The 26,070-nt window shown below is 59.1% G+C and carries 13 protein-coding genes; 5 read left to right on the forward strand and 8 right to left on the reverse strand.

Translation table 11 applies throughout. The features are described from left to right. Positions 1-77 precede the first annotated feature (77 nt). The 7 genes from SH664x_RS08530 to SH664x_RS08560 all read right to left on the reverse strand — a co-directional run bounded on the left by SH664x_RS08530 (position 78) and on the right by SH664x_RS08560 (position 16,309). Complete coding sequence (locus SH664x_RS08530) at positions 78-1,319, reverse strand: glycosyltransferase (protein ID WP_437206683.1); 1,242 nt, start codon at positions 1,317-1,319, stop codon at positions 78-80. Between the two features lie 374 nt (positions 1,320-1,693). Then, entirely contained in the window at positions 1,694-3,802 is a 2,109-nt protein-coding gene (locus SH664x_RS08535; protein ID WP_437206684.1) for a response regulator, read from the reverse strand. Between the two features lie 139 nt (positions 3,803-3,941). Beyond that, positions 3,942-9,680 (reverse strand): HAMP domain-containing protein, encoded by a 5,739-nt coding sequence (locus SH664x_RS08540; protein ID WP_437206686.1) that lies wholly within the window; start codon positions 9,678-9,680, stop codon positions 3,942-3,944. A 228-nt stretch (positions 9,681-9,908) separates the two neighbouring features. Next, the gene (locus SH664x_RS08545) at positions 9,909-11,393 is read right to left on the reverse strand and encodes a glycerol-3-phosphate dehydrogenase/oxidase (protein WP_437206688.1); all 1,485 of its coding nucleotides are present in this window, start codon (positions 11,391-11,393) and stop codon (positions 9,909-9,911) included. Between the two features lie 332 nt (positions 11,394-11,725). Beyond that, a complete protein-coding gene (locus SH664x_RS08550; RefSeq protein WP_437206690.1) occupies positions 11,726-13,456 on the reverse strand; it encodes a family 16 glycoside hydrolase in 1,731 nt (576 codons plus the stop codon). 43 nt (positions 13,457-13,499) lie between these two features. Next, on the reverse strand, positions 13,500-15,332 hold the full coding sequence (locus tag SH664x_RS08555; RefSeq protein WP_437206692.1) for a family 16 glycoside hydrolase: 1,833 nt from the start codon (positions 15,330-15,332) through the stop codon (positions 13,500-13,502). A 74-nt stretch (positions 15,333-15,406) separates the two neighbouring features. Then, entirely contained in the window at positions 15,407-16,309 is a 903-nt protein-coding gene (locus SH664x_RS08560) for an alpha/beta fold hydrolase (protein ID WP_437206694.1), read from the reverse strand. Positions 16,310-17,191: 882 nt separating this feature from the next. On the opposite strand from SH664x_RS08560, the gene SH664x_RS08565 reads away from it, so the two are divergent. The 5 genes from SH664x_RS08565 to SH664x_RS08585 all read left to right on the forward strand — a co-directional run bounded on the left by SH664x_RS08565 (position 17,192) and on the right by SH664x_RS08585 (position 23,331). Then, positions 17,192-18,292: a flagellar hook-length control protein FliK gene (locus SH664x_RS08565; RefSeq protein WP_437206695.1), complete on the forward strand. Its 1,101-nt coding sequence runs from the start codon at positions 17,192-17,194 to the stop codon at positions 18,290-18,292. A gap of 45 nt (positions 18,293-18,337) precedes the next feature. After that, positions 18,338-18,715, forward strand: a complete 378-nt coding sequence (locus tag SH664x_RS08570; protein ID WP_437206697.1) for a flagellar hook capping FlgD N-terminal domain-containing protein — start codon at positions 18,338-18,340, stop codon at positions 18,713-18,715. A 66-nt stretch (positions 18,716-18,781) separates the two neighbouring features. Continuing rightward, positions 18,782-20,449 carry a flagellar hook protein FlgE gene (locus SH664x_RS08575; RefSeq protein WP_437206698.1) on the forward strand — a complete coding sequence of 556 codons (1,668 nt, stop codon included), beginning with the start codon at positions 18,782-18,784 and terminating at the stop codon, positions 20,447-20,449. Positions 20,450-20,790: 341 nt separating this feature from the next. Continuing rightward, entirely contained in the window at positions 20,791-21,525 is a 735-nt protein-coding gene (locus tag SH664x_RS08580) for a glycosyltransferase family 2 protein (RefSeq protein WP_437206699.1), read from the forward strand. A gap of 231 nt (positions 21,526-21,756) precedes the next feature. Next, positions 21,757-23,331 (forward strand): hypothetical protein, encoded by a 1,575-nt coding sequence (locus SH664x_RS08585; RefSeq protein ID WP_437206701.1) that lies wholly within the window; start codon positions 21,757-21,759, stop codon positions 23,329-23,331. A 37-nt stretch (positions 23,332-23,368) separates the two neighbouring features. Here the strand turns inward: SH664x_RS08585 and SH664x_RS08590 are convergent, their stop codons facing one another. Continuing rightward, a complete protein-coding gene (locus tag SH664x_RS08590) occupies positions 23,369-25,699 on the reverse strand; it encodes a DNA translocase FtsK (protein ID WP_437206702.1) in 2,331 nt (776 codons plus the stop codon). Positions 25,700-26,070: the final 371 nt, after the last annotated feature.

The following is a 26,070-nucleotide window of genomic DNA, read 5'->3' on the forward strand; positions in this document are numbered from 1 at the left end:
AGCATGCATCTCGTCTGCTGAAATGCTGACGTCCGCGTGGCGAGGGCCGAGTCATCAAAGGTCAGAATGCGCCCGATCTACGAACCCGAGCTGACCTTGACTGCGGTGTCGGCTGGCGTTCTGGGGAGCGCTGTCGGACGAACGACCGGCTTCTCACGCATGCTGGCGCCATACTGCGTTCCTCTCCAGGTGACGCGATGTGTCATGCAGAGCCAGATCGCCCGGAACAGAATGGCTGACATCACCGTGAACGCGACGGGGTAAAACGCCAGGTAACGTCGCTGGTTGTTGGTCAGCCGGTAGAGGGGGGCGGTGACGATCAGAATCAGAGCAATGTGAATGTTTGCCAGAGAGAACCAGATCCACGCTTTCGGATTGGGATCAGGCGAGAGCAGGTTGACCAGCGAGGCGGGCCAGGCAACGAAAGCCGAGATCACAATCGTTCCCAGCCCCAGCGTTAGCATGATCAGCCGCCACGGCTTCTTGTCGACCGAGCCGTACAGAATCCGGCTCCATCCCCGATAAACCTCGCCGAGTGAACCGAACATCCGCGTCTGCGTCAGCTCTGCAGCCAAAGCAACCTTCAACGTGTGGTCCCGGCTCTTGATATTCCGCGCCAGTTGCATGTCTTCGACGAACTCGGTGCGGACCGATTCATGCCCGCCGATATCGTCATAGGCACTGCGGCGGAACAACATGTACTGTCCGTTGCCATAAGCGGAGGTCCGGCAGCGGGGGTTGTTGGTCCGCAGCGGATCGTTGAAGAAGCTCGAGACGACGCAGGCCATCGGATGCACGACCCGCTCCCAGAAGGAGATCGACGTCATCGTCGGGATCAGAGTGACCAGATCGGCCCGCTCCTTTTCTGCGTATTCGAGGACGATCGACAGGTTGTCAGGATGATGCTGTGTATCGGCATCGACGAACAGCAACCATTCCCCATTGACCTGCTGGGAGCCGACATGCAGCGCATGGTTCTTCCCCGTCCAGCCATCGGGGAGATGTTCGATCTGCAGCAGGCGAACCCGTGGGTCGCGGTTTGCGATCTCACGAACGATTTGCGGTGTCTCGTCGGTACTTCGGTCGTCGATGACCAGCAGCTCAAAGCTGGGATAATTCTGTTCCAGCAGTGAGTCGAGGCACTTGCGGATGTTGCCAGCTTCGTTCCGGGCCGGGACCAGAATGCTGACGGAGGGAACCCGCTGCCGCCCCCAGCGCTCCGATTGCGTCGTGAGTCGGACCATCCGGCGCAGGCCCCATGACGTCATCAGCAGAATGACGACCCATGTCAACACAATGAATGCGTATGGCAGCAGCAATTCATTTATCACGGATGGAGACTACTGGATTCAGGGTTGAGCAGACTGCCCGCAACGTGTCGTGAGTGGTCAGCGTTTTCGCGAGGGGAAGAATGTCGACAAATGATTCTCCAACCCTCAATTCCTTCGCCCGGTTGCAGGGATCATGTCAAGTGCACGACGGTTTCGCAATCGATTGAGACTCGATGTGGCAAATTCGCGAATTGCTCCGGTGTTCTCCTGTCGAGTGTCGCGGGATCGTGATTACCGATCGACCTCATCGTGTCTGTTTTGCTTCGTCTTGCGGTATTGCAACTCACGTCCTGAGAAGGATGAAAGCACGACTTCGTCAGTGGATATTTTTCAGGGAACGATCTGCTGCAGGACGAGCGTTGCTATTGTTCGACTCGCACCGCTGAACTGTTACGGAAGCGAGGAGCGAAATGATTTTCCAGCAGGTCAATCAGTCGTGGAAGATGAATCGGCTTGGCCACGTATTCGTCCATTCCGGCGGCGAGAAACCGCTCCCGGTCTCCTTCCATCGCGTGTGCCGTCATGGCAATGATCGGCACGCTGCGCAGTTGTTCACTGGAGAGATTGCGGATGAACTCCGTCACCTGAACGCCGTCCATCCGGGGCATCTGCACATCCATGAGAATGGCGTCAAACAGCTGAGTGCTGGCCAGCACGGCCGCTTCTCTGCCATCGCCAGCAATCTCGACAACGTGTCCACGCTTGGAGAGCACAGTCCGTAACAACTTCTGGTTCGCCGGAATGTCTTCCGCCACGAGGATCTTCAGAATTTCTTCCGGTGGTGCGGTCATGTTTGCCGCCAGCACCCGTTGCGGAGTGTCCGGCCGGGGCTCCGTCAAAGCCAGGGCGCGCTGCAGTTCACGTTCGGTGACCGGCTTCTCCAGGCACTGAATCCGGGGAAGTGATTCCAGCCACTTTCCGTGCAGTTGACGATCGGCCGACGAAATCAACAGCAGCAGCCGCTCCGTTACATTCTGCGCGAGCAGACGGGACACCTCTTCCCGGGATGCGTCGTCATTCCAGTTGAGAAGACAAACCGAATAGGGGGACTCCCGTGTCCTCTGCAGACTGAACAGCTCCTGCAAATCGGGCAGGAGGAGCGGTTCAATCTGACATCTCCTGCAGGCGGCGGCCATGATCCGGCCTTGCAGGGAGCAACAGCCGACAAGCGGAACCTGAGCACCTCTCAGGCTGAGGTTGGGGGGCTCGGCGGGGAGAGCCGGGGGCGTTTCCGGAACCGCTGGCAGCTGCAAGGTGAACGAGAAGCGGCTCCCCTGTCCGAGTGAACTGTCGACCCAGATTCGGCCTCCCATTTTGGAAACGAGGTCGGAAGCAATGGAGAGGCCCAGACCCGTGCCGCCGTAATTGCGGGTCAGCGAGGAATCAGCTTGCGTGAAGGGCGCAAAAATCTTCAGCTGGTCGTTGGAAGAAATGCCGATCCCGGTATCGACGATGGAGAACGTTAATGCGGGGGTTTCGACAGGCTCGAGTCCCGGCTCGACAGTCAGGACGACCTCGCCGCGCGGGGTAAACTTGATCGCGTTGCCGATGAGGTTCATCAGGATCTGTCGCACACGCAGAGCGTCACCCAGCACGGCCCGGGGAAGCGTGGCCGGGAAATCACAGGTCAGTTCCAGTCCTTTCTCGAATGCCCGGACCGACAGTGCTTTCACGGTCTCCTCGACGACCTCCCGCAGATCGAACGGTGCAATCTCGAGCTGAAATTTCCCCGCCTCCAGTCGTGACAGATCGAGAATCTCATTCAGAAGATCGAGCAGCGCATACGCGGAAGACTGGGCGGTTGTGAGGTAATCACGCGCAGCCGCGCCGATGTTCTCATCCAGCGCGAGGTCGGTCATGCCGATGATGGCATTCATCGGCGTCCGCAATTCGTGGCTGACGACGGCGAGAAACTCACTCTTGGCCTGATTCGCCTTCTCGGCAGCGACCCGGGCAGACTGGGCTTCCGCGAGAGCAACCTGCTCCTCCGCCCGCCGCTGAATTTCGCGTCGCATGCGGAACAGTTCCACGAAGACCTTGACCTTCGCCCGCAGGATTTCCGGGACCACCGGAGTCATGATGTAATCCACGGCGCCCAGCGAATAACTCTGCAGCGCCCGCGCATCGTCGTAATAGCTGGTTACAAAGATGATCGGCACGTGTTCGGAACGTTTTCGCTGCCGTACAAGGGCCGCAGTTTCGAAGCCGTCGATGTCGGGCATATTGACGTCGAGCAGAATGACGGCGTAGTCCTCGGTCAGCAGATTCCGCAGAGCATCACGGCCGGATGTGACTGTAACGAGATCCTGCTGTAACTCTTCCAGTACAGCTTCGATGGCCAGGAGCTTGCTGGGCTCGTCGTCAACGATCAGGATTTTGATTCGCTCTTCAAGATCCATTGCATCTGTGTGCCCGTTGGAGTGGTCGTGGGGCTTCGGAATGTGAGTGCTGGCCGGCAATTCGACTCGCATCCTCCAATGCCGCTCATCAGCCCGAGGATTCCCCAACACTATTCAAATCGTCTTCAGCATCTGTGCAACGGCACTTCAACGCTTTTTGGGGAATTGAACAGAATGGGTTCCGTTTCTGAGTGTGTCACTCCGCAGCGTTTCAGGGAAGAGGCGGCAGCGCCGTCTGGCAAAGCCAACTCCGCAGGACTGCCAGCAACTGATCTGTATTGACGGGTTTCGACAAATAGTCCCAGGCGCCCGCTTCCAGACACTTGTCCCGGTCTCCCTTCATCGCCTTGGCCGTGACAGCAATCATCGGAAGGTTGCGAAATCTCGGCTGCTGGCGGATCGCCTTGATTGTATCGATCCCGTCCATTTCCGGCATCATGATGTCCATCAGAACAATCTCGATCTCGGCATCTCCCTGCAGAATGGCGATGGCATCCTTGCCGTTTTCGGCGGAGCTGATGACCATGTTCTGCCGTTCCAGCACGCTCGCAAGGGCAAAAATGTTGCGAATGTCGTCATCCACAATCAACACTTTCCGACCGCTCAGAACCGGCTCCGGATTGTGCAGACGTTCGATGATCATCCGTGACTGATCCGGTAATCGCAGCAGGGGCTGACGGAGGAAAAAGGACAACGCGTCAGTCAACTGGTCGAGGCTCGTGACCTGTTTGACGGGCATGCGTCGGACCAGTTTGCCCAGTTCGGCTGAAGGCTCCAGCTGGTTCTGCTCACGCATGACAACAAGTGAAGTGACAGGACACCGCTGCGTTTCCAACTGTTCATTCAGTTCAGTCAGCACCGATCTGTCCTTGAATTCCCCCAGCACCAGACAGTCGACCGGACGGCTGTTGATCACCTGACGGGCTTCTGCAGAACTCAGCGCCAGCGTCACCTCGACTTGCTGCATGGCTGCCAGCTGCAGCACTTTCTCCCGCCGATCCTGATTCTCATCGAGTAACAGAATGTGGCGCCGGGAGCGATTAAGATATTCATGGATTCCGTGAATCGCACCATCGAGCTGATCGCGCGTCGAGACCGGTTTCTGCAGCAGGCCGATCGCTCCCATGCGGCGCCCCCGTTCCACGTCGTCACTTCCGGAGATGATCGAAACGGGAAGGTGCCGTGTCGCGAGGTCCGCCTGGAGATGTTCGAACACCCGCCAGCCGTCAATATCGGGCAGACGGATGTCGAGAGTGATCGCGTCGGGCTGATACTCTTTCGCCAGTGCCAGCGCGGTGGCTCCCCGCGTGGCGACGATCACCTTGAATCCTTTCTCCCGCGCTGATTCCGCCAGCATGCGAGCAAAGCTTTCATCGTTGTCAACGATTAGCAGCGTACGGTCATCGGCTTCGATCGATTCACGGTCATCGGCCACCTCGTGGGCAGCCAGCTCTTCATCCTCGTCGACTTCCGTCACAATCTCCGGGAGCGAAATCTTTGGCAAAGTGGCTGTGAACTCCGGCTCTCGCACAGGAGCCCGCAGTCCGGCGGGAGGGGTGGCATAATCACGTGGCAGGTACAGAGTGAAGGTGCTTCCCTGCCCCGGCGCGCTGACAAGCGTGATTTCCCCTCCCAGCAACCGGGCAATCTCACGACTGATGGCCAGTCCCAATCCGGTCCCTCCGTACTTGCGACTGGTACTGCCGTCCGCCTGTTGGAACGCTTCAAAAATGATCTGCTGTTTTTCCGAGGGGATTCCAATTCCCGTATCGGAAACGGAAAATGCGACGACCGCTTCAGCGCCGTTCAAGCGGGCGCTCGCTGCGCTCCAGCCGGTCCGGGCGATCTCGACATTGAGTGAGACCTTTCCCCGGCTGGTGAACTTGAAGGCATTGGAGAGGAGGTTCTTGACCACCTGCTGCAGCCGCTTCGAGTCGGTAATCATCGAAGCGGGGAGCGTCGGCGAGAAGTGGCTGGTGAACTCCACTCCTTTCGATTCCGCCATGTGTCGGAACGTCCGCTCGACATAGCGTCGCAGCTCGCTGAGATGCACTTCACCGGCATCGACGACGACCGTTCCCGATTCAATCTTGGAGAGATCGAGGATGTCGTTGATGAGCATCAGCAGGTCGTTGCCGGCGGAATGAATTGTCTTGGAATATTCCGTCTGCTTGTTCGTCAGATTGCCATCGGGATTCTTCGCCAGCTGATCGGACAGGATGAGCAGGCTGTTGAGTGGTGTCCGCAATTCGTGCGACATGTTGGCAAGGAATTCAGACTTGTACTTCGAAGTGAGTGCAAGTTGCTCCGCCTTTTCCTCCAGCGCCTGCCGGGCCTGTTCGATCTCGTGATTTTTGCGTTCCACTTCGGCGTTCTGATGTGCCAGCAGCTGCGCTTTCTCCTGCAGCTCGGTGTTGGTCTGCTGCAGTTCCTGTTGCCGGCTTTGCAATTCTGTCGCCAGTGATTGCGACTGCTGCAGGAGATTCTCGGTCCGCATATTGGCTTCGATCGTGTTCAGCACGATCCCGATACTCTCCATGAGCTGATCGAGAAAGACCTGATGGGTCGGATTGAAGCGTTCAATTGAGGCGAGTTCCAGGACTGCCTTGACCTGACCTTCAAAGACGACCGGCAGCACGATCACGCTGAGAGGAGCAGTGCTGCCGAGGCCGGACGAGATCCGAATATAGTCAGGGGGCAGGCTGTTAAGCAGAATCTTCTGTTTTTCGAGGGCACACTGACCGATCAGACCTTCGCCCAGCTCCAGCTCATGTCCCCGCTTCTTGGGACGTTCGTGAGCATAGCTGGCGAGCAGTCGCAGATGGGGGCGGGAGTTGGCTCCCTCCAGCGTGTAGAACACCGCATGCTGAGCGCCGACCACCGGCGCCAGTTCCGACAGAATCAGCCGGCCGACCGTTAACAGATCTTTCTGCCCCTGCAGCATCCGGCTGAATTTCGCGAGGTTGGTTTTCAGCCAGTCCTGCTCACTGTTCTTGAGAGTCGTATCTTTGAGATTGCGGATCATCTCATTGATGTTGTCCTTGAGCGCTGCGACTTCTCCCGAAGCATCCACGCGAATGGTCCGGGTCAGATCCCCCTTGGTCACCGCGGTGGCGACTTCGGCAATCGCCCGGACCTGTGTTGTCAGGTTGGCGGCCAGCTGGTTGACGTTATCGGTCAGGTCTTTCCAGGTTCCCGCTGCTCCGGGGACGCGCGCCTGCCCTCCCAGCTGACCTTCCACTCCCACTTCGCGGGCGACCGTGGTCACCTGATCGGCAAATGTTGCCAGCGTGTCGATCATGCCATTGATCGTATCAGCCAGCGCGGCGATTTCCCCTTTGGCATCGACCGTAAGCTTCTGCTTGAGATCACCATGAGCCACTGAGGTCACCACTTTGGCGATCCCGCGGACCTGGCTCGTCAGGTTACTTGCCATCGAGTTGACACTATCGGTCAGGTCCTTCCAGGTTCCGGCGACACCTTTCACCTGCGCCTGCCCGCCGAGCTTCCCTTCCGTCCCGACTTCGCGGGCCACACGTGTCACTTCCGAGGCAAAGGAACTGAGCTGATCCACCATCGTGTTGATCGTCTTCTTCAGCTCCAGAATTTCCCCCTGCACGTCGACGGTAATGGTCTTCGACAAATCTCCGTTGGCCACGGCTGTCGTCACCTCCGCAATGTTCCGCACCTGGCCGGTCAGGTTACGTGCCATGGAATTGACGCTGTCGGTCAGATCCTTCCACGTTCCGGCGACGCCGCGCACGTCGGCCTGCCCGCCGAGCTTTCCTTCTGTTCCCACTTCGCGGGCAACACGTGTCACCTCGGCCGCGAAGGAGCGGAGCTGATCCACCATCGTATTGATGGTGTTCTTCAGTTCCAGAATTTCCCCGCGCACATCGACGGTAATCTTTTTGGAAAGGTCTCCGTTGGCGACAGCGGTCGTCACGTCTGCAATGTTCCGCACCTGCCCGGTCAGATTTCCGGCCATGGAATTGACGCTGTCGGTCAGGTCTTTCCAGGTTCCGGCCACCCCTTTCACATCAGCCTGCCCGCCGAGCTTTCCTTCCGTTCCCACTTCACGGGCGACACGTGTCACTTCGGCCGCGAAAGAGCGGAGCTGATCCACCATCGTGTTAATGGTGTTCTTCAGCTCCAGAATTTCGCCACGCACATCGACGGTGATCTTTTTGGAAAGGTCGCCGTTGGCGACGGCCGTTGTCACATCTGCAATATTGCGGACCTGAGCGGTCAGGTTCCCAGCCATGGAGTTGACGCTGTCGGTCAGGTCTTTCCAGGTTCCGGCCACCCCTTTCACATCAGCCTGTCCACCGAGTTTTCCTTCTGTCCCGACCTCGCGGGCCACGCGCGTCACCTCCGCAGCAAAGGATCGCAACTGATCCACCATCGTGTTGATCGTGTTCTTGAGCTCGAGGATCTCTCCCTGCACATCGACCGTGATTTTTTTAGAAAGGTCGCCGTTGGCGACGGCGGTGGTCACTTCGGCAATGTTTCTCACCTGCCCCGTGAGGTTGCGGGCCATGGAGTTAACACTGTCGGTGAGGTCTTTCCAGGTTCCGGCGCCCCCCTTCACGTTGGCCTGCCCACCGAGCTTTCCTTCCGTCCCGACCTCGCGGGCGACGCGTGTCACCTCCGAGGCGAACGAGCTAAGCTGGTCCACCATGGTGTTGATGGTGTTCTTGAGCTCAAGAATTTCTCCTTGCACATCGACTGTAATCTTCTTCGAGAGATCGCCGTTGGCGACGGCGGTCGTCACCTCCGCGATGTTCCGGACCTGAGCGGTCAGATTCCCTGCCATGGAGTTGACGCTATCGGTCAGGTCTTTCCATGTTCCGGCGCCCCCCTTCACGTTGGCCTGGCCGCCGAGCTTCCCTTCCGTCCCCACTTCGCGGGCCACGCGTGTCACTTCCGAGGCAAACGAGCTGAGCTGATCCACCATCGTGTTGACGGTGTTCTTGAGCTCGAGAATTTCGCCCTGCACATCCACGGTAATTTTCTTCGAGAGATCACCATTCGCTACCGCGGTTGTCACGGCAGCGATATTGCGCACCTGACTGGTGAGATTCCGCGCCATGGAATTGACGTTGTCGGTCAAATCTTTCCACGTTCCCGAGGCCCCTTCCACGCGAGCCTGCCCGCCGAGCTTTCCTTCTGTCCCCACTTCGCGGGCGACACGGGTCACCTCGGAGGCGAACGAACGCAGCTGATCGACCATGGTGTTGATCGTATCTTTGAGCTCGAGAAACTCGCCGCGCACATCGACGGTGATCTTTTTCGCCAGATCACCGTTGGCCACCGCAGTGGTCACCGTGGCGATGTTGCGTACCTGTGCGGTCAGATTTCCCGCCATCAGATTCACGCTGTCGGTCAGATCCTTCCACGTGCCCGCGACCCCTTTCACCTTCGCCTGCCCGCCAAGCTTCCCTTCGGTTCCGACTTCGCGGGCCACACGGGTCACCTCGGATGCAAAAGAACCGAGCTGGTGGACCATCCGGTTGACCACTTTGGCTGTCCGCAGGAACTCCCCTTCGAGCGGACGGCCATCATTGTCGTGGGACATCGTCTGGGATAGATCTCCCTGAGCAACTGCACCGATCACGCGGGCTGTTTCGCTGATCGGCTGAACCAGACTTCCGATCAGCGCGTTGACGGAATGAGCTGCGTCAGACCAGGATCCTCCCACGTCTCCGAATGAGACGCGATGATGAATCTTGCCTTCAATGCCGACAATCCGGCTGGCCCGCTCCAGCTCCTGAGCGGCGCGCTGGTTGGTCTCGGTGACCTCGTTGAACGCATCCGCAATTTTGCCGGCGACACCGGTCCACTCCACCGGCAGCCGGACGGTGAAGTCACCATTCTTGAGCGCGGTCAGTGCTCTGAGCAGTTCTCCGGCATCCAGATCCTGAACCGGCGGGGCGTGCAGCAGCGACATCGACGTTCTCCGAACGTGAAGCAGGCAAGTTCCAGACCTGGGAACGCTGGGCAAAGCGCAGCGGGTTCCCAGGTCCGCACAAAAGCATCTTCCCCTCCGGGAGACGGGGCGTCAAACCGGGGTGGGGCCCGTTATCCAGAATCGGGGATAAAAAGTATATCCGCGACGCAGGCGTCTCCGTCGCCCAGCGACCAAATTCGCCAGAACTGGTGTCGAAGCGAGAGCGTTTCAGCTTGCCTGAGAATCAATCAGATACTGTCGGCCGACCGCTTCAAACTGCTCGAGCTGCTGATTGATCCACGAATCGTCGCGGCCCAGTTCACGAGCCATCACGCGGGCCACGCGCGGAGCTGCGGAAAGCGCGGCGGGCGCATCAACAAACAACAGGCGGGCACGCCGGGCGAGAACATCTTCCACCTGCCGAGCCATCTCTTCGCGCACAGCCTGCACGACAAATTCATCGGAAACAACGACGGGAGATGCCGGTGCGGATTGAACGTTGTCGGGAATGAGCCGCAACGTATCGGTCACACAGGGACGTGCGGGCAGCTCGCCCGCGCCGATCGCAGCCGCGACGGTATCAGCCGCCATCCGCCGATAAGTGGTCCATTTGCCACCGGTGACATTCACCAGTCCGCTGCGCGACACCCCGACGACATGGTCGCGCGAGAGCTTGGACGTGACTGTCGTGTCCGCCGCTTTGACCAGTGGCCTCACGCCGACAAACACACTGCGGATGTCCCGTCGTTCCGGAATGCGATTGAGATACTTCCCGGCATAGGTCAACAGATAGTCAATTTCGTCAGCCCGGGCGCGGGGTTCGGATAACGTTCCATTGACCGGCGTATCCGTCGTGCCGACGAGGGCGTAGCCATGCCAGGGGATTACGAACAACACCCGGCCGTCATCGGTTTTAGGAACAATGATCGCCGCATTTCCCGGAAGAAATTCCCGGTCCAGGACGATATGAACGCCCTGACTGGGCAGGAGCGTCGAGCTGTGCTGCGGCTCGTCGAGTTGGCGTATGGCATCGGTGAAGACGCCCGTGGCATTGATCACGGCCCGCGCGGGCAATTCAAATTCGCGACCGGTTTCGGAATCGCGGGCCGCCACGCCGGCGACTTTTCCCTGCCGCTTGAGCAGCCCAATGACCGGAAACTGATTGAGAATCGTGGCCCCATGATCGGCGGCCGCCTGCGCGATCGCCACGGCCAGCCGGGCATCGTCAAACTGGGCATCGAAATAAGAGACCCCGCCGTAGAGAGACGTCGTTTGAATGGTCGGAATCCGGTTTCGAACTTCCGCCAGGGAAAGGCTGCGAGAACGCTCGACTCCCAGTTTTCCCGCCAGCAGGTCATACGCTTTCAGGCCGACTGCGTAGAACCCGGTTTCGAAAAACGATCGGGTCGGGATGATAAATTCCAGCGGACGAACGAGACCCGGCGCATTCCGCAGCAACAAGCCCCGTTCATGCAGGGATTCCCGGACGAGGGATACGTTTCCCTGCTTCAGATAGCGGACGCCCCCATGAATCAGCTTTGTGCTGCGGCTCGAGGTTCCCTGCGCAAAGTCCTTCGATTCAAGCAGCAGTGTTTTATAGCCCCGCGTCACCGCATCGAGGGCGGTGCCCAGCCCCGTCGCACCGCCGCCGATGACGATGACGTCCCAGACTGTTCCGGGAAGTTCATTCAGAGATCGATCGCGATCCAGCATGGCGGGGCCGAAATGGTGAGGCTCAGGAAACGGACAACAACTCTCCAAACTATCAGAGCATTTTGTATTTTGATCGACCCGTTCCTGCCACGCGAGCACTGGAAAGAGCAACCTGCGCTAAAACGCCTGGCACCGCGGGGAGGGGGAGACGGTGCGGACAGGGCAGCAGCCTGACCGGTACCGATCAGCCTCGCGGGCGAGGCAGCCTCCTGTACCCGACTGAAGAAATCACCGTTTCACAACGATCCAGATGAGAGCTGGTCGATGGGTCCCGTCTGCGGGCCGGCCCGGGAATGTCCCCAGGGCGTGGCATCGATATCGACGATGCGACATCAATTCGCCTGAACCTGACTGACGGTCAATCCCCGCTCGGTCCACTCCTTGGTGGCAAACGATCCGTACTGAGTCGGCTCGTAGACACCGACAATGTCCACATCCGTGCCAGTGCTCGGGATCAGAGAGGTCAGTCCGGTCAGGTCATAGGCGGCATTCACGAGCAGTCGCCGCAGTCCCTCATCCAGAAAGTCCGTGGAACTTCCCAGAGTCGATGTCAAAGCCCGGCCGGGCTTCCCTCCCGGAAGCTGATAAGTCCGGGTCCAGACGACAGGCATGACCTCTTTGTCGGCCACCTGCTTACTGTCGGTCGGACGCATGCCAAAGAAACGGTCCTCGGGCTGATATTCCCCCTCACGTTTGATGACGTGTCCCAGTAGTAACGGTCGCGTTCCTTCCGGCAGCGGCGTCCGTACGCCGTACACGTCAGTCGATGTCCAGATTTCTCCATTGGGAATCCCGGACAGGATCGGATCTTTTTCCGCTTCTGGGGCGACGGTTGTGCGGGTGCTTTCGTGTCGATGTGTGCCGTGGTGGTTGACCCACTTTTCGCCGAGGACCAGCCGGCCGAAGCCATCATTCCAGGTCTTGTCGGGCCCACGATGGTCATTGCTGTAATGGTCCCAGGGACCCGGCTCTTTGAACTTGAAGGCGTGCGTGGCCGTGCGCAGGCCGATCACCGGTCGACCCGATTTGAGGTAGTCATCGATCTGTTTCATCTGGTCATCAGGAAGTTCGCGAAATCGGGTGAACAGGATCATCAGATCGGCGTCCTTCAGATTCTCCAGCCCCGGAATGTTGTTGCGGACATTGGGGTTAATGAAACCGGTCGCGGGGTCGATCGCGAACAGTACGGTGCACTTGAACCCGTGACGTTCTGCAAGAATCTTCGCGAGCTGAGGCAGGGCTTCTTCCGAGCGGTATTCTTCATCACCGGAAATCAGCACCACGTGCTTTCCCAGTCCAGGACCCTTCTGCCCCTGATATTGGACCCACTGCTTGCCAGCGGGAATCGCAGCTCCCTTGTTCAGTTCTTTAATGCGAACGTTTTTCCAGCGGACCTGCTTGCCGATCTTGGATGCGTCATTTCCCACCCCATGCACCTGCAGGGCAATCAGACCGCTCGGATTCCAGTCGTCCGTCAAATCGGAGGCCGGAACGCCATTGAGAAAGGTCTTGATGCGGTTTCCGTTGCACTCAATTCGAACCTTGTTCCATTCGTTCTGCTTGAACGCTTTCTGGGCGGCCGCATGTTCTTCGCCGGTCAGGGAGACGAGCCAGCCGCGACGGGATTCATCATAGATCCCCGCGGACCAGGCACGCGGACTGGGATCGATTTCACACTGATAGCCGTGAACTCGCCCCGCGGCGACTGTTTTCTTCGTGACCTCGCCGGTCTTTTCATCCTTCACTTCATAGGTCTTCGGCTCATCGAAGACCTGACTTCGAAACTGGATTCCGGAGTTGAGCAGCGGATCAACCTTGAACTCCAGCTCGAGGATGAAGTCCCCGTAATCGCGCGCGGTGCACAGGAAGCTGTTTTCAGTTTTCGGAACCGAGGTGCCAACGATCTCGTCTCCCTCGATCGTGTAGACTGCCTTGCCCCCCTTCTGCTTCCAGCCCTCGAAGTCCTTTCCGTTAAAAAGCGGAACGAACCCATCCTCAGCCTGTGCAAGTCCGGGCAGCACGAGCAGTGCAATGCACGCGAGCCAACGCAAAGAAATCACCATCAGCATTCCCTCAACCAGGCGGAAGAAAAACAACGGACAGCAGTCAGGGAACCTGTCTGGGAGGCACGGCCGCGTGTTCCAGAACAAAGGTTCCATGCTTGTTGGAGGCTACCACATCGAGCAGCCCATCGCCATTCATATCAACGACTTCGAATTGAGTTCCGATGCCGCTATTGTCGTCGATCTGGTGCTTCTTCCAGATCGGTCGCCCCTCCTGCCGTGAAAGTTCGAACCAGAACAAGACCGGCGGTTGATCCTCGCCCGGATCCTTTCCGCCATGCGCGAGATGACGTCGGCCGGTAACCAGGTCAGGGAGCCCATCGCCGTTCATGTCCGCGAGCACCAGCGCATGGGTCTGGCTGAAACTTTGATCGATCAGATGCGTTTTCCAGAGACTGTCGCCGACACCTCCTTCCGGCGGCAGTTGTTCATGCCACCAGATGCCGAACTTGTGGGCCGAAGAACTGACGAGATCCTGATCTCCATCGCCATCGAAGTCGAACGCAAACATCTGGGCGCAAGGTTCGCCGAAACTGGCCGGGTGGAAAATCCAGAGATGCGAGACATCTCCCGGTTCTCCACGCCACCAGCCGGTCGGCATGAACAGATCGTTGTGACCATCGTTGTTCAGATCACCCGCTCCCAGTCCATGCCCGAACCTTTTTCCTTCGGGGAAATTATCGTTTGAGATCTTGCGAATCTGCCACGGGTCGGTCGGCACTGGCCCACGCTTGGCGTAGGCAAAGGCCTGTTTGTCGACCGCGCAAATCAGTTCCCGCTGGCCGTCGCCATCCAGATCCACATATTGCGGGCTTTCGTTGTTGGTTTCCGGAATCATGAGATGCCGGGTCCACTCACCCGTGAGACTCCCGTTTTCCACTTTGCCGGGATTCCGGAACCAGTCGGTCGACTTGCCGGGATACCCGGCGACAATGACATCGACCCAGCCGTCACCATCGACATCGTCGGCGAAATTCAGAAAGGACTCGCTGTAGCCTTTGGGATCAAATTCCGGTGCTTCCTTGAGAATCAGTCGTTGCTTCCACGAGCGGCTGCCGTCACTGTTTTTCACTTGTTCGTACCAGACTCCCCCAGTCGCCACATCAAAGTCGCCATCATTATCGAGGTCCGAAACGGCACATCCTTCCGAGCGAAACAGGTCATCCAGCTCGGTCCGCTGCCATGTGATCTTCTGTCCGGTTGTCGGCAACGACTGCGGCCAGGTCCCCGGTTGTGATCCGCCAGCGGCGAAGTCCGGAAGAGGATTGAGCGGCTGGAGCTGCAGGCTTCGAAAACGGATCTCGAACGCAGGACCGGAGTGCAACTGCAACGCCAAATGCCCGGTGTGCGGCGGGAGCGGATCGACGAAATCGAATGTCTGCTGTCCATTCAGGAAGCCCTGAACTCGCGAATTGACAGCCACGATTTCGTACCGGGTCCATTCGCCGGGGATGACAGTCGACTCGGCCCCTCCCGGACAGAGAGTTTTCCGTCCGTTTTCTTCGTAGAGTTGTCCCCAGTAGCCTTTTCCGATGTCGGCCTGAAAACCTCGCATCTCTCCATCGGGAAGTGTTTCACTGCGGAACTGGATGCCGCTGTTGGCGGCATTGTTACTCAGCTTCACCTCGCAGGTGAAACGGAAGTTCATGATGGGAGATTGCTGAATGAGAAACACATTGTGCTTCAAACCCGGGCTGCGGCCGACAATCTCCCCCTGTTCGACGCTCCAGTACTTTTCCTCCCCGGGGCGACTGGCTTTCCAGTCCGCCAGGCTCTGGCCGTTAAAGAAGGTCTCCGCCTGAAGCGGCGTGAACGCCATGCAGAAGTGTGACAGCACTCCGGCAAACAGAACGCAGAGAGAAGCACGGTGTGGCATGGACAGAGCCTAAAACAGGTGGTCAACGCATGAGTGAACTTTCCCGTGTATCTTGAAATGAGGACGTCTGCCTCTCAAGTCACTTCGGTGCGTGCTCGCGGCTGGCTGAGAAACTGCCGAAGTCTGGCAATCAGTTGTTCCGGGGCATCTTCGAAGACGTAGTGTCCGGCCTGCGGCAAGCGCAGCACTTCCGCCTGCGGAAAGCGCTCGATCCATTCATTGAGAAAGTTCGTGGTGAAGCACCAGTCCCGCTCCCCCCACATCAAAAGCCAGGGATGCTGACGAAATTGTGCGAGCGAGTTTTCCACGTTGACCAGCGTCTGGTAGGTGGGATGCGATTCCTTCAAAGGGATCTCCTGCACAAACCGATGTACCGCCAACCGGTTCGACCACGAACTGTAAGGAAACAGGTAGCCGTGGCGGATCGCCGACGTCATGCGTGAACTGTCTTCGACCGCCATACCGAGGGCGGCCTGACTGAAGAGGTTCAGCCCCCGGACCCCCAGTGCGCCGAAGAGCGGAATCCGGCAGACTGCGATCCGGAGCGGAATCTCCTGAGAACGAAAGGCCGCCGTATTCAGCATCACAAACTGCTTGAATCGCTGCGGAGCACAACCCGCAGCTCCCATCCCAATGCAGCCTCCCCAGTCATGCCCGATCAGGGTGATCTCACGCAGGTCGAGTCCCTGCACCAGTCGACCGAGATTGGCAATGTGTTGATCAATGCGATAGCCGTAATTCTGTGGCTTGTCGGAAAGTCCCATGCCGAGGTGATCGACGGCGATGCAGCGGTAGTCCTTCGAGAGGTCCTTGATAAAGTTCCGCCAGGCGAAGCTCCATGTCGGGTTCCCGTGTACGAACAGGAGGACCGGCCCTTGACCTTCATCCACGTAGCTGTAACGGAGACCATCCAGATCGAGCGATCGCGGGACGAAGGGATATTCGGACAGAATGTCGGGTGGGAGCGATACAGTCACGATGCAGGTCGATTCTAGGGAACTTCACGAAACAGAGGGAGGAGCTGTGCAGCGGGACGTTTCCCGTTCTCCGGCATTTGGCGACAGCCTGGACGAAACCGTCCTATCGACCGGGCGAACGGAGCTGTGGAGGGAGTCCCGCTGTCGAGGCAATATACCGCCCGCCGGAGGTCGCCGACAATTCGTAGTGCATGACGCGTGAAGCAAACAAGTTCGCGACCGGAAATTACCGACGAATTTCGGGCATTTCGATTTGTGGGGGAATCGCTCTCTTTTCGCGGAGTGGATTTTCGAGTCGGGACAGACTCGCGGCAAACTCCCGGAGAGGAGAGAGCCCGCCATAACGGTAGCCCCCAAGTGGAGAGGAAAACTTTTCCGCAAGCCGGAAGATCCTTCCTGGTTGTCGTAGCGCATCGGTTTCCCGAAAGAACCTTCACCCGAACTTCTGTCTCCTCAACTTGCGGTCCCCCAGCAGCTTGGAGGACTCCTGCGGAGATTGCCGGTTCCGGTTCCCTCTGAATGGAACGCGACGTGCTTGGGGAATTCGTCCGGCAAGCAGTGCCAACCGACTCAAACCACCGAGAGCCACTGGGCGTGACCCCCGCAATCCGACACGACGCTGGAGCAAGGCTGGGCACTCTTCCGTTGGGAGAGCGTTCGGATCTCATGTGCCCGCGCGGATGGGGAGAAATCGCCGACCGGGATCCGTGTGCCGAATTTCCGTGGCAGAAGGACGTCGACACGTCGCAACGCAGGGCGGTTGAATCTGGGGCGGACCTCCCCACGGGCGAGGAGCGGGAGTCGCGTTCAGAGAAATCCCCTTCGAACGAAGCGGGGGCATCACTCGCTACGCACCCCGGCGGAGTGGTGCGGAGATCCCATTTGCTTCCCGGTCGTTCCTCCTGGAAACGCATTTCGAACCAGGGAGAGTCGAGCCTCAGCGCAGGTCCGAAGAAAGAGGCTGAGGAAGGAACCTTCTCGCTGTTTGCCGGACCGCTCACCGGAAACACGCTGCCGGTTCCGCAGGGGGACCTCACCGTCGGAAGGACGACAGCCGGTGCGGAAGCGAAAGACTCGGCGATCGTTGTCGACATGTCGTCCTGCTCCGTTTCCGTCGCTAATGGAGATGGGAAACAGGCAGCCCCTGATGCAGTCACCCAGTCTGGCGCAGCAGACATCGCCGGCCGTGAATCTGCCCCGCGACAGGGCTCACAGCCCGATGAGTTGTCGGGGGCTGCTGCAGAGAGTCCCGACGAGAATCAGGAGCGTTTCCCGCTCGTCGATCCCGCCGGGACAGTTGTCATGGACACTGCTCTGAACGAGAACCTGACACCCGGACATGTGACGACTGCGCCGGAAGGGCTCCCGGTTGACTTACCCCCACTCTCTCCCTTCGGTGGAGTCGAGTCGGTCTCGTTGGCGACTAATTCGTTTGCGCGTGGCAATGATCCCCGTCCAGAAGCTCATGTCCGTTCCGCCGCTCCTGCGACCTCTGACTCGCTGGCGATACCAACGCCATTCCTCTGGGAGGAGCAGAGCGGAGTCCCGACGCAGCCGCAGGACGACGTTTACGGCATCGGTTCACAGATCGTCTTCGAAACAGTCCAGCACGCAGCCGCCGACTTTCGTCCGGGGTCGCGGGACATCACTCTGCGACTCGATCCTCCGGAACTGGGAGAGGTGACGGTGGAACTCCACCGTCCACTCCACGGCGATCTGATTGTGCGCATCTCCGCGATCCGACCGGAAACACAACTCTTACTGGACCGGCACCAGTCTGAAATTGCTCAGGCGCTGGCCGGTCAGGGATTCACGTTCGACAATTCCTCGTTCACGTCCTCCGGGTCCGGAGAGCGCGAGGAGCCCCCCTCCGGCTCTCTGTTCCACATCTTCGGGCAGACCTCTTCGACGTCGCGACCGACATCGCTCCCCCCGCAACGGCACTTCTCGCTGTTCGGTGGTCAGATCAATTTCATTGCATGACGAGAACAGCCTCAGCAGACATTGCTTCCATTTCAGGATCACCAGATGGCCAGCACCGATTTCAATGCCAACCTTGGCCGCCAGCAGTTTCTGCAATTGATGGTCAGTCAGCTGCAGTACCAGAATCCGCTGGAGCCCGTGAATCAGCAGGATTTTCTCGGCCAACTGGCCCAGTTCTCCGTCCTGGATGGTGTGGAGTCGCTCAACGTCCGGTTCGCCGACATGCTTAAGCTGCAGACTCTGTCGCAGGGAACCAGTCTTGTCGGCAAGACCATCAGCTATCGCGATGGCAGCGGTGCGATTGTCACGGGAGAGGTCCGCGAAGCCCGCGTGGTCGACGGGGCGTTGTCGTTAACGGTGGACAACTCCACCGTTTCACTCGACGACGTAATCTCCATCGTCACGCCCCATGCCGCCCCCTGAGCGAGGGCGTGTTCCCATTGCAGGTTTTCAGCTTTCAACTTCGAGGCATCAAGGAAGACGCATTTCATGGCTAACTCACTTTTCACCGGCGTCGCCGGCCTTGCTTCCCATCAGAAAATGATTGAAATCGTCGGGAACAATCTCGCCAATCTGAACACGGTCGGGTTCAAGTCCCGAACGGCTGTCTTCTCGGACGTTCTCTATGAAACCGTGCGGGGCGGAACCGGCGGAGCGGCGGGAGTCAGTGGGGGCACCAATCCGATTCAGATTGGGACCGGCAGCAAGCTCTCCACCATGCGTACGAACTTCACCTCCGGCAATATGGAAGCCACGGGGGGGGATCTGGATCTCGCGATTGATGGGGACGGCTTCTTCGTCGTGAACTCCGGGACGGGGCCCCTCTACACGCGTGCCGGAACCTTCCAGATTGACAAGAACGGCCTGCTGGTCGACTCCGCCACGGGGTATCCCGTGCAGCGTTTCGGACTGGTCGGCGAACCCTACGGGACGGAGCCGGCATTCCAGACCGCCGGAAATACAAACATTCAGATCCCCATCGGGGCAGCCATTCCCGGCGCTGCCACAAAGTCGATCACCGTCACCGGCAATCTCCCCTATAATGGCGCGGCTCCCACGACGGAGGTCCTCGAATCCAGTCCCTGGACGACGGGAAGTGCCGCTGCCGTTGAGGGGACATTGCTGAATGACCTCGACTTCATCACGACACCCTTCCAGGCGGGCGACACCCTGACCATCAGCGGGACCGATGTCGATGGCTCGGCGGTCTCGGTTTCACTGGCGGTGAACGGCTCGACGACGGTCGGTGATCTGCTTGCCCAATTGAACACCTCGTTTACGGGAGCGACCGCTTCTCTGGGGACTGATGGCCGACTGTCTCTGACAGCCGATGAACCGGGCGAAGCCTTTCTCAGCCTCTCCTTCAAAAATGGCACGGCGAATGTCGGTGAAGCAGACTTCACAGCGGCCCCACTGGTCGTCTCAACCGCAGGCCGAGGGGGCGAGACCGTGCGCGGTGGACTCCCCGTGTACGATGAACGGGGAGGTGTCCATACGATCAATTTCGAGTTCACCAAGCAGGCCGATCAGACCTGGACCTTCACCGCCACGATGGACCCGGCCGATGGAACTGTGCTGGATGGCGTGGTCTCGGGGATTACGTTCGGGAGCAACGGCGCGTTCGTCAGCGCAGACGCTTCCGGAATTGGCGACATGCTCCTGAAAATTCAGTTCGTCGGCCAGACCGAGCCCAGCACGCTCGACGTTAAGTTCTCGAGTGGTGACGGTCAGATCAACAACAGCCTGAACTCGCTGGCGGGGCAGGGGGCAGTGGCCGCCTTTCAAGATGGCCGGGCCAATGGCGTCCTGACCAGCGTGCAGGTCGACAGCACCGGCATGCTAAAGGGAATTGCCAGCAACGGCCGATCGTTTCCGCTGGCGCAACTGGCGATCAGTTCGTTTCGCAATGCACAGGGGCTGGAAAGTGCGGGCTCCAATTTCTTCCGGTCCAGCCTCAGCAGTGGAGATGCCCAGCTGGGCGTCGCCAGTTCCAACGGACGGGGAGTGGTTCAATCAGGGCAACTCGAGCAGTCAAACGTCGAAATTGCAGTCGAATTCACTCGGCTCATCATTGCCCAGCGGGGCTTCTCGGCGAACGCCCGGACCATCACGGTCACCAACGACATGCTGCAGGAGCTGACGAACCTGATCCGCTAGCAGGTTGCTCACTCCGGGAGTCGTGGCGCCCGGTTTTCGCATCCGATCAGCGCCACTTCGTGCGGCAGAGAGTAGACAAGTACAGGTCTGAGAGCCAACCTGTACGCCCGTCTAGAATTAAGCTGGGTGCGGCAGTTGCTGAATTGTCCAGGATTCATGCGCCGGCACCCCCAAACGCACACAAGACGTATGACAGCTACATCTTACGGAATCAGCTGCATGATGGGAGGGATAGAAAACTGGGCGATAATTCATTTGCATCCTAGAATCCGGTCTTAATAGTTCGCATACGTCTGATATGATCAGCGGCGCGAACCTCGACGATCGGAAACAGGAGCGGAATGATGGAATATCGTGTCTTAACAGCCCTTCCGGTCTTCAACGAGGAGAAGCATCTGCAGGAGGTGCTGGCAGAAGTTCAGCGCTACAGCGACGATGTTCTGGTGGTGGATGACGGCTCAACCGACCGCACGCCTGAGCTGCTCGCGCAGATTCCGAATGTCTCTGTGATTCGCCACGAGAAGAATCAGGGTTACGGGGCGGGGCTGCGAAGTGCGTTCGATTTTGCGATCCGGATGGGTTACGACGTTCTGGTCACGATCGATTGCGATGGCCAGCATCAACCGCAGCTGATTCCCAAGCTGGCCGCTGAAGTGTTCCCTCCGCTGGCCGAGCCGTGGGACATCGTGTCCGGCAGCCGCTATCTCGAAATCTTTGACGACAACTCCGTTCCCCCCGCCCAGCGACGGGCGATCAATGTCGAGATCACGCGACAGCTCAACCAATGCTTTGACCTCAATCTCACGGATGCGTTCTGCGGGTTTAAGGCCTATCGCGTTGAATCGCTCAAAAAGTTCGACGTCACGGAACTCGGCTATGCCATGCCGTTGCAGTTCTGGGTGCAGGCGGTCCGTCAGGGATTGCGGATCAAGGAATTTCCTGTCCCATTGATCTATCTTGATGAGAATCGCTCGTTCGGTGGCTCGCTCGACGATGCGGATCGGCGGCTTCGCTATTATCGGGAAGTGCTTAAGCGGGAAATGGAAGCTCAGCAACTGGAATGTGGCCGGCCGTAAGGCCTGCCGCTGGCACAGGGAGAGACCATGAGATATCGTTTCATGGCTGCGGCCCGAACGCTTTAAGCCACCTCCTGTTTGTTTCCGGCAGCCTGTCGTTGCCCGACGGTTTCCTCATACGGCGAAGAAATGACTCTCGCGTTGCCTGACGTCTGTGTTCCATCGGTCGGCAGGATTCGCGCTCCGCAGCAATCCGGAGAGTTGCTGAGCGTCCCAGCGCTGTGTGAGGGTATGCAGATTGCCCGAGCGAATCGCCAACTGCTGGCGGAAGTCCCGTTCGAACTGGATGGCCATTCCCTTTCCGAAATGCGGGTCTGGAGCCGCCGCGAGTGCCTGGAGGCGTCGCAGCGGTGGATGACTTCCATCCTCGGAACTCCATCGCCCGAACTGCCGACCGACGATCAGTTACTGTTTGCCACAGGTCACCAGCCGCAGCTCAACCATGCCGGTGTCTGGATGAAGAACGTTGCCGTCTCCGCGATGGCGCGCTCAGCGGCGGGAGTCGGGCTCAATCTAATTGTCGATAACGATGTCGCCTCCCGGCAAACGGTGACCATACCCGCCGGGACCGCCGCACAGCCGCAGTTCGGCGTCGTCGCCTATGACGATCCCCAGCCTCAACAACCGTGGGAAGCGTTGCGGATCCAGAACCGTCCGTTCTTCGAGAGCTTCGCGGAGCGTGTTGACGAGTCGATTGCCCCCTGGGGACTGCGATCAACGTTGTCCTCGACATGGCCCGAAGTGGTTGAGTTGTCGCGGCGTCAGAATTCGCTGGCGGTCTGCCTTTCGGCCTGTCGGCATCTGCAGGAAGCCGAGTGGGGCCTCCAGAACTTTGAATTACCGATCAGCGAACTCTCTCAGACCGCTCCGTTTCTGGCCTTCATAGCTCACTTCTGTCGCCATCACGAACAACTTTTCGAAATCTACAACTCCGCCGTCCATGACTACCGACGCCGGCACAAGATCCGCAACCTGCATCATCCCGTGCCGGATCTGAAAGTGACTGACGGCTGGTTCGAGATCCCCTTCTGGATCTGGAAATCAGGTGATCTCAACCGACGACGATTGCTGGTTCGACGTGTGGGACAGGTCATTGAACTGGGGACCCGCGACGGGAAACTGGCCGAGTTGCCTGTGGCTGCCGGAGACAACATCGCATTGACGGAACTGCAACAGCACTACCGGCTGCGGCCCCGCGCGATCACCACCACGCTTTTCTCGCGGCTGTGCCTCAGTGACCTTTTCGTCCACGGGATCGGCGGCGCGAAGTACGATGAAATTGCGGACTTCTTCCTGACCCAGTTGGGGATCACGCCTCCTCGTTTTCTCACACTGACAGCCACTCTGCATCTGCCGGTGGAGTCTGCCACCGTCAGCGAGTCGGATCTGCGGCAATTGCGCCGACTGCTTCGCGAACTGAAAACACAGGGGGATTCGACCGATCATTCAGACGAGGCCGAAGCTCTGCGTCAGCTTCGTTCGAGCCTGCTGGACGAAGCCCGACTGCAGCGTTCGCTCGGTCTTTCGAAGAAGGAACGCCGCAGCCGCCGCACCGAGAACCGGGCGCGACACCTGCGGCTGAAGGAGATTCAGCACGCACTGGTCACGCGTGCCGCCGAACGAATTGCCGCTGTGCAGCAGCAAATCGATGATGGGACCCGTCAGCTGGCAGCCAACCGGGTGCTCAAGAGTCGCGAGTACGCGGCGGTTCTCTTTCCGGAGTCGCAGCTGCGGGAGTTAGTCGAGCGGACAAGCTCCATGGTCGTCTGCCAGCGGCGTCAGAACCCGCAGGCGAATTCTCACTGAGTGTTCCCAGCGGTGTTTCCGCCGGTCTCTGCGAACGTCAGCGCATCCCCGCCATTTCCCGATCACGCCGGGCTTCCCATTCGTCGAGGGTGCAGATCACTTCCCGGCATTTGGAACCGTTGTAGTTCCCCACAATGCCATCTTCGGCCATGTGATCGATCATCCGCGCACCACGGCCGTAGCCGACACCGAGGGCCCGCTGCAGCAACGAAACGCTGCCGCGCCCCTCGCGGATGACGACTTCAACCGCTTCGTCGTACATATCGTCCCGTTCACGCGGTCCGTCGGAGTCCTTGGCTTTGGCAGCCAGCGCAGCCTTCGTGGCCTGTTCGATCTCCGGGCTGTACTGCGGCGGGTAATCGGAGTAGAAGTCGATCACCGCATTGACCTCTTCATCGCTGATGTAGGTTCCCTGAGCGCGGGTCAGATTGCTCGTTCCCGGTGCAAGGTACAACATGTCGCCGTTCCCCAGCAGCCGTTCGGCTCCCATTTCATCGAGCACGACGCGACTGTCGACACGGCTGGCGACCTGGAAGGAGATTCTGGCCGGCAGGTTCGACTTGATCAGGCCGGTGATGACGTCGACGGTTGGCTTCTGTGTCGCCAGAACCAGATGGATTCCGACCGCGCGGGATTTCTGTGCCAGACGGATGATGTGTGATTCGACTTCCTTACCGGAGGTCATCAGCAGGTCGGCCATTTCGTCCGCAATGATGACGATGTACGGCATCCGTTCCGGGATGGCGTCCGCTTCGGCGTCATCGGGATTGATCTGCAGGCGATCGAGGACCTCCTCTTTGCCGAGTTTGTTGTAGCTGTCGAGATGCCGGACGCCGACCTTCGCCAACAGGTCGTAGCGCTCTTCCATTTTGTCGACGGCCCAGGCGAGGACCGCTTCCGCCTTCTTCATGTCGGTAATGACCGGATTCATGAGATGCGGAATGCGCGTGTAAGGGCTCAACTCGACCATTTTGGGGTCGATCATCAGCATCCGCACGTCGTCAGGCGTGCGGGTCATCAGAATGGAAGTGATCAGTGTGTTGAGACAGACGCTCTTACCCGTTCCCGTGCGACCGGCAATAAGCAGGTGCGGCATTTTGGCCAGATCGACCACCATCGGTCGACCACTGACATCCTTCCCGAGATAGATCGGAATCCGCATCGCATTCGACTTGTCACCGCAGGCGGTGATCAGTTCTTTCATGCGGACGGTCACTTGCTTCTCGTTCGGAACTTCGACGCCGACCGTGTTCTTGCCCGGAATCGGGGAGACCACGCGCACCGCCGGTACACGCAACGCGATCGCCAGGTCGTCCTGCAGGTTGGAGACCTTGGAGACCCGCAACCCTGGCTCCAGATCGAGTTCAAACTGGGTCACGACCGGCCCGGTGTCGATTTCGGTCACTTTCACCTTCAGGCCGAACTGCTCGAACGTCCGTTCCAGAGTCGCGGCGGCCTGCTGTGCTTTCGCAGCGAGCAGCTCGAACGGAAACTCTTCCGCTTCTTCGAGGATTTCAATCGGAGGAAGATCGACCTGTCCGAAGATCTGCGTAGCAGGTGCCGGCTTATGAATTGGATTCACGATCGCCTGAGTGGCGACCGGAGGATTGACTTTGAAAGCTGTCGGGACCGGTTCGGGCTGCGGAACAGGCTCGGGTTCGACCGCCACAACAGGTGCGGGCGCGGGAGCGCTCACCGGCAGCGGCGCGGGTTCCGTCACCTTCACCACCGTCACAGCCGCTTTCATCGGCGGCGCAGCCACAGCCGGCGCACTCACTTCAACGGCGGGAGTCGATTTCTTCGGCCGTGAGAAAGGCCAGAAGAGAACCTTGCAGGTCATCTTCAGCATCGCAAACAGAATCCGCAGCAGGAACGCTTCGGTCGAGAGCAGCATCCCCACACAAAACAGTGTGCCAATGACAACAAGAGAGCCGACAGTGGAGAAGTGCTCCGTCAGGATGATTCGTCCCCAGGCTCCCAGATAACCTCCCGAGCCGACCAGCGGCGCGAAGGGGAGTCGCGGAACAAACAGCTGCAGCAGCAGACAGAGCGACAGCAGCACGGACCCCGCGCCGACCAGTCGAACAAAAGGATCGCGCACGGGCTGCCGGGCGAAGAGTCCGAGATCGAGCGCCGCCAGACTCATCACGCCAAACCAGGCGGCAAGTCCAAACGCGTTCATCAGTCCATGCGAGAGGAATGCTCCCGTCGGCCCACACAGGTTGTGCACGTCCAGCCGGGCTGGAAATGCCATCCGTGAGGGGGGATCGGCCGGATCATGGCTGTACAGTGCCAAGGCTGTGAAGATTGTCACAGCCAGCAGAGCCAGCGCCATGAGGTCGGATTTGAGACGTTGGTAATCGATCATGGTGTGCAGCGCTGCAGTCCGCGCAGACCGCGAGCGCCTCCCACTTCCACTATGCGGATCTTGTGGAGTCTTCCGAAATTTTGTGTGCTGCGTGTTGTGTCGCTTGTGTTCGCACCATTCGTGCCGCTCAAGTCGGGGAGAATGGCGTTAGGGAAGCCTACACCCCCCAGCGGGACGTGATGAAAAAACTCAACGGCCGTAGAAAGTTTAGCCGGAGTGCGGAGACGAAGTTCGGATTTGACCGAGTTGGATGCGTCGTAGGAACTGGGGAAACCTGAACGACGTCGGGAACGGGCGCAGTCTCAGGGAGAATGGACACTGCTGGAGAAGGGCTCATCCCGGAGTTCACGATGAGATCCGAGGAACGTGTG

It is taken from the genome of Planctomicrobium aquicomposti, from assembly GCF_051466325.1.
Classification (GTDB): Bacteria; Planctomycetota; Planctomycetia; order Planctomycetales; family Planctomycetaceae; genus Planctomicrobium.

Coding starts and splice junctions, on each gene's coding strand:
- SH664x_RS08535 (WP_437206684.1), bottom strand. CDS start 3,802: ATGCGAGTCGAATTGCCGGCCAGCACTCACATTCCGAAGCCCCACGAC.
- SH664x_RS08540 (WP_437206686.1), bottom strand. CDS start 9,680: ATGTCGCTGCTGCACGCCCCGCCGGTTCAGGATCTGGATGCCGGAGAA.
- SH664x_RS08545 (WP_437206688.1), bottom strand. CDS start 11,393: ATGCTGGATCGCGATCGATCTCTGAATGAACTTCCCGGAACAGTCTGG.
- SH664x_RS08550 (WP_437206690.1), bottom strand. CDS start 13,456: ATGGTGATTTCTTTGCGTTGGCTCGCGTGCATTGCACTGCTCGTGCTG.
- SH664x_RS08555 (WP_437206692.1), bottom strand. CDS start 15,332: ATGCCACACCGTGCTTCTCTCTGCGTTCTGTTTGCCGGAGTGCTGTCA.
- SH664x_RS08570 (WP_437206697.1), top strand. CDS start 18,338: ATGGCCAGCACCGATTTCAATGCCAACCTTGGCCGCCAGCAGTTTCTG.
- SH664x_RS08575 (WP_437206698.1), top strand. CDS start 18,782: ATGGCTAACTCACTTTTCACCGGCGTCGCCGGCCTTGCTTCCCATCAG.
- SH664x_RS08580 (WP_437206699.1), top strand. CDS start 20,791: ATGATGGAATATCGTGTCTTAACAGCCCTTCCGGTCTTCAACGAGGAG.
- SH664x_RS08585 (WP_437206701.1), top strand. CDS start 21,757: ATGCAGATTGCCCGAGCGAATCGCCAACTGCTGGCGGAAGTCCCGTTC.
- SH664x_RS08590 (WP_437206702.1), bottom strand. CDS start 25,699: ATGATCGATTACCAACGTCTCAAATCCGACCTCATGGCGCTGGCTCTG.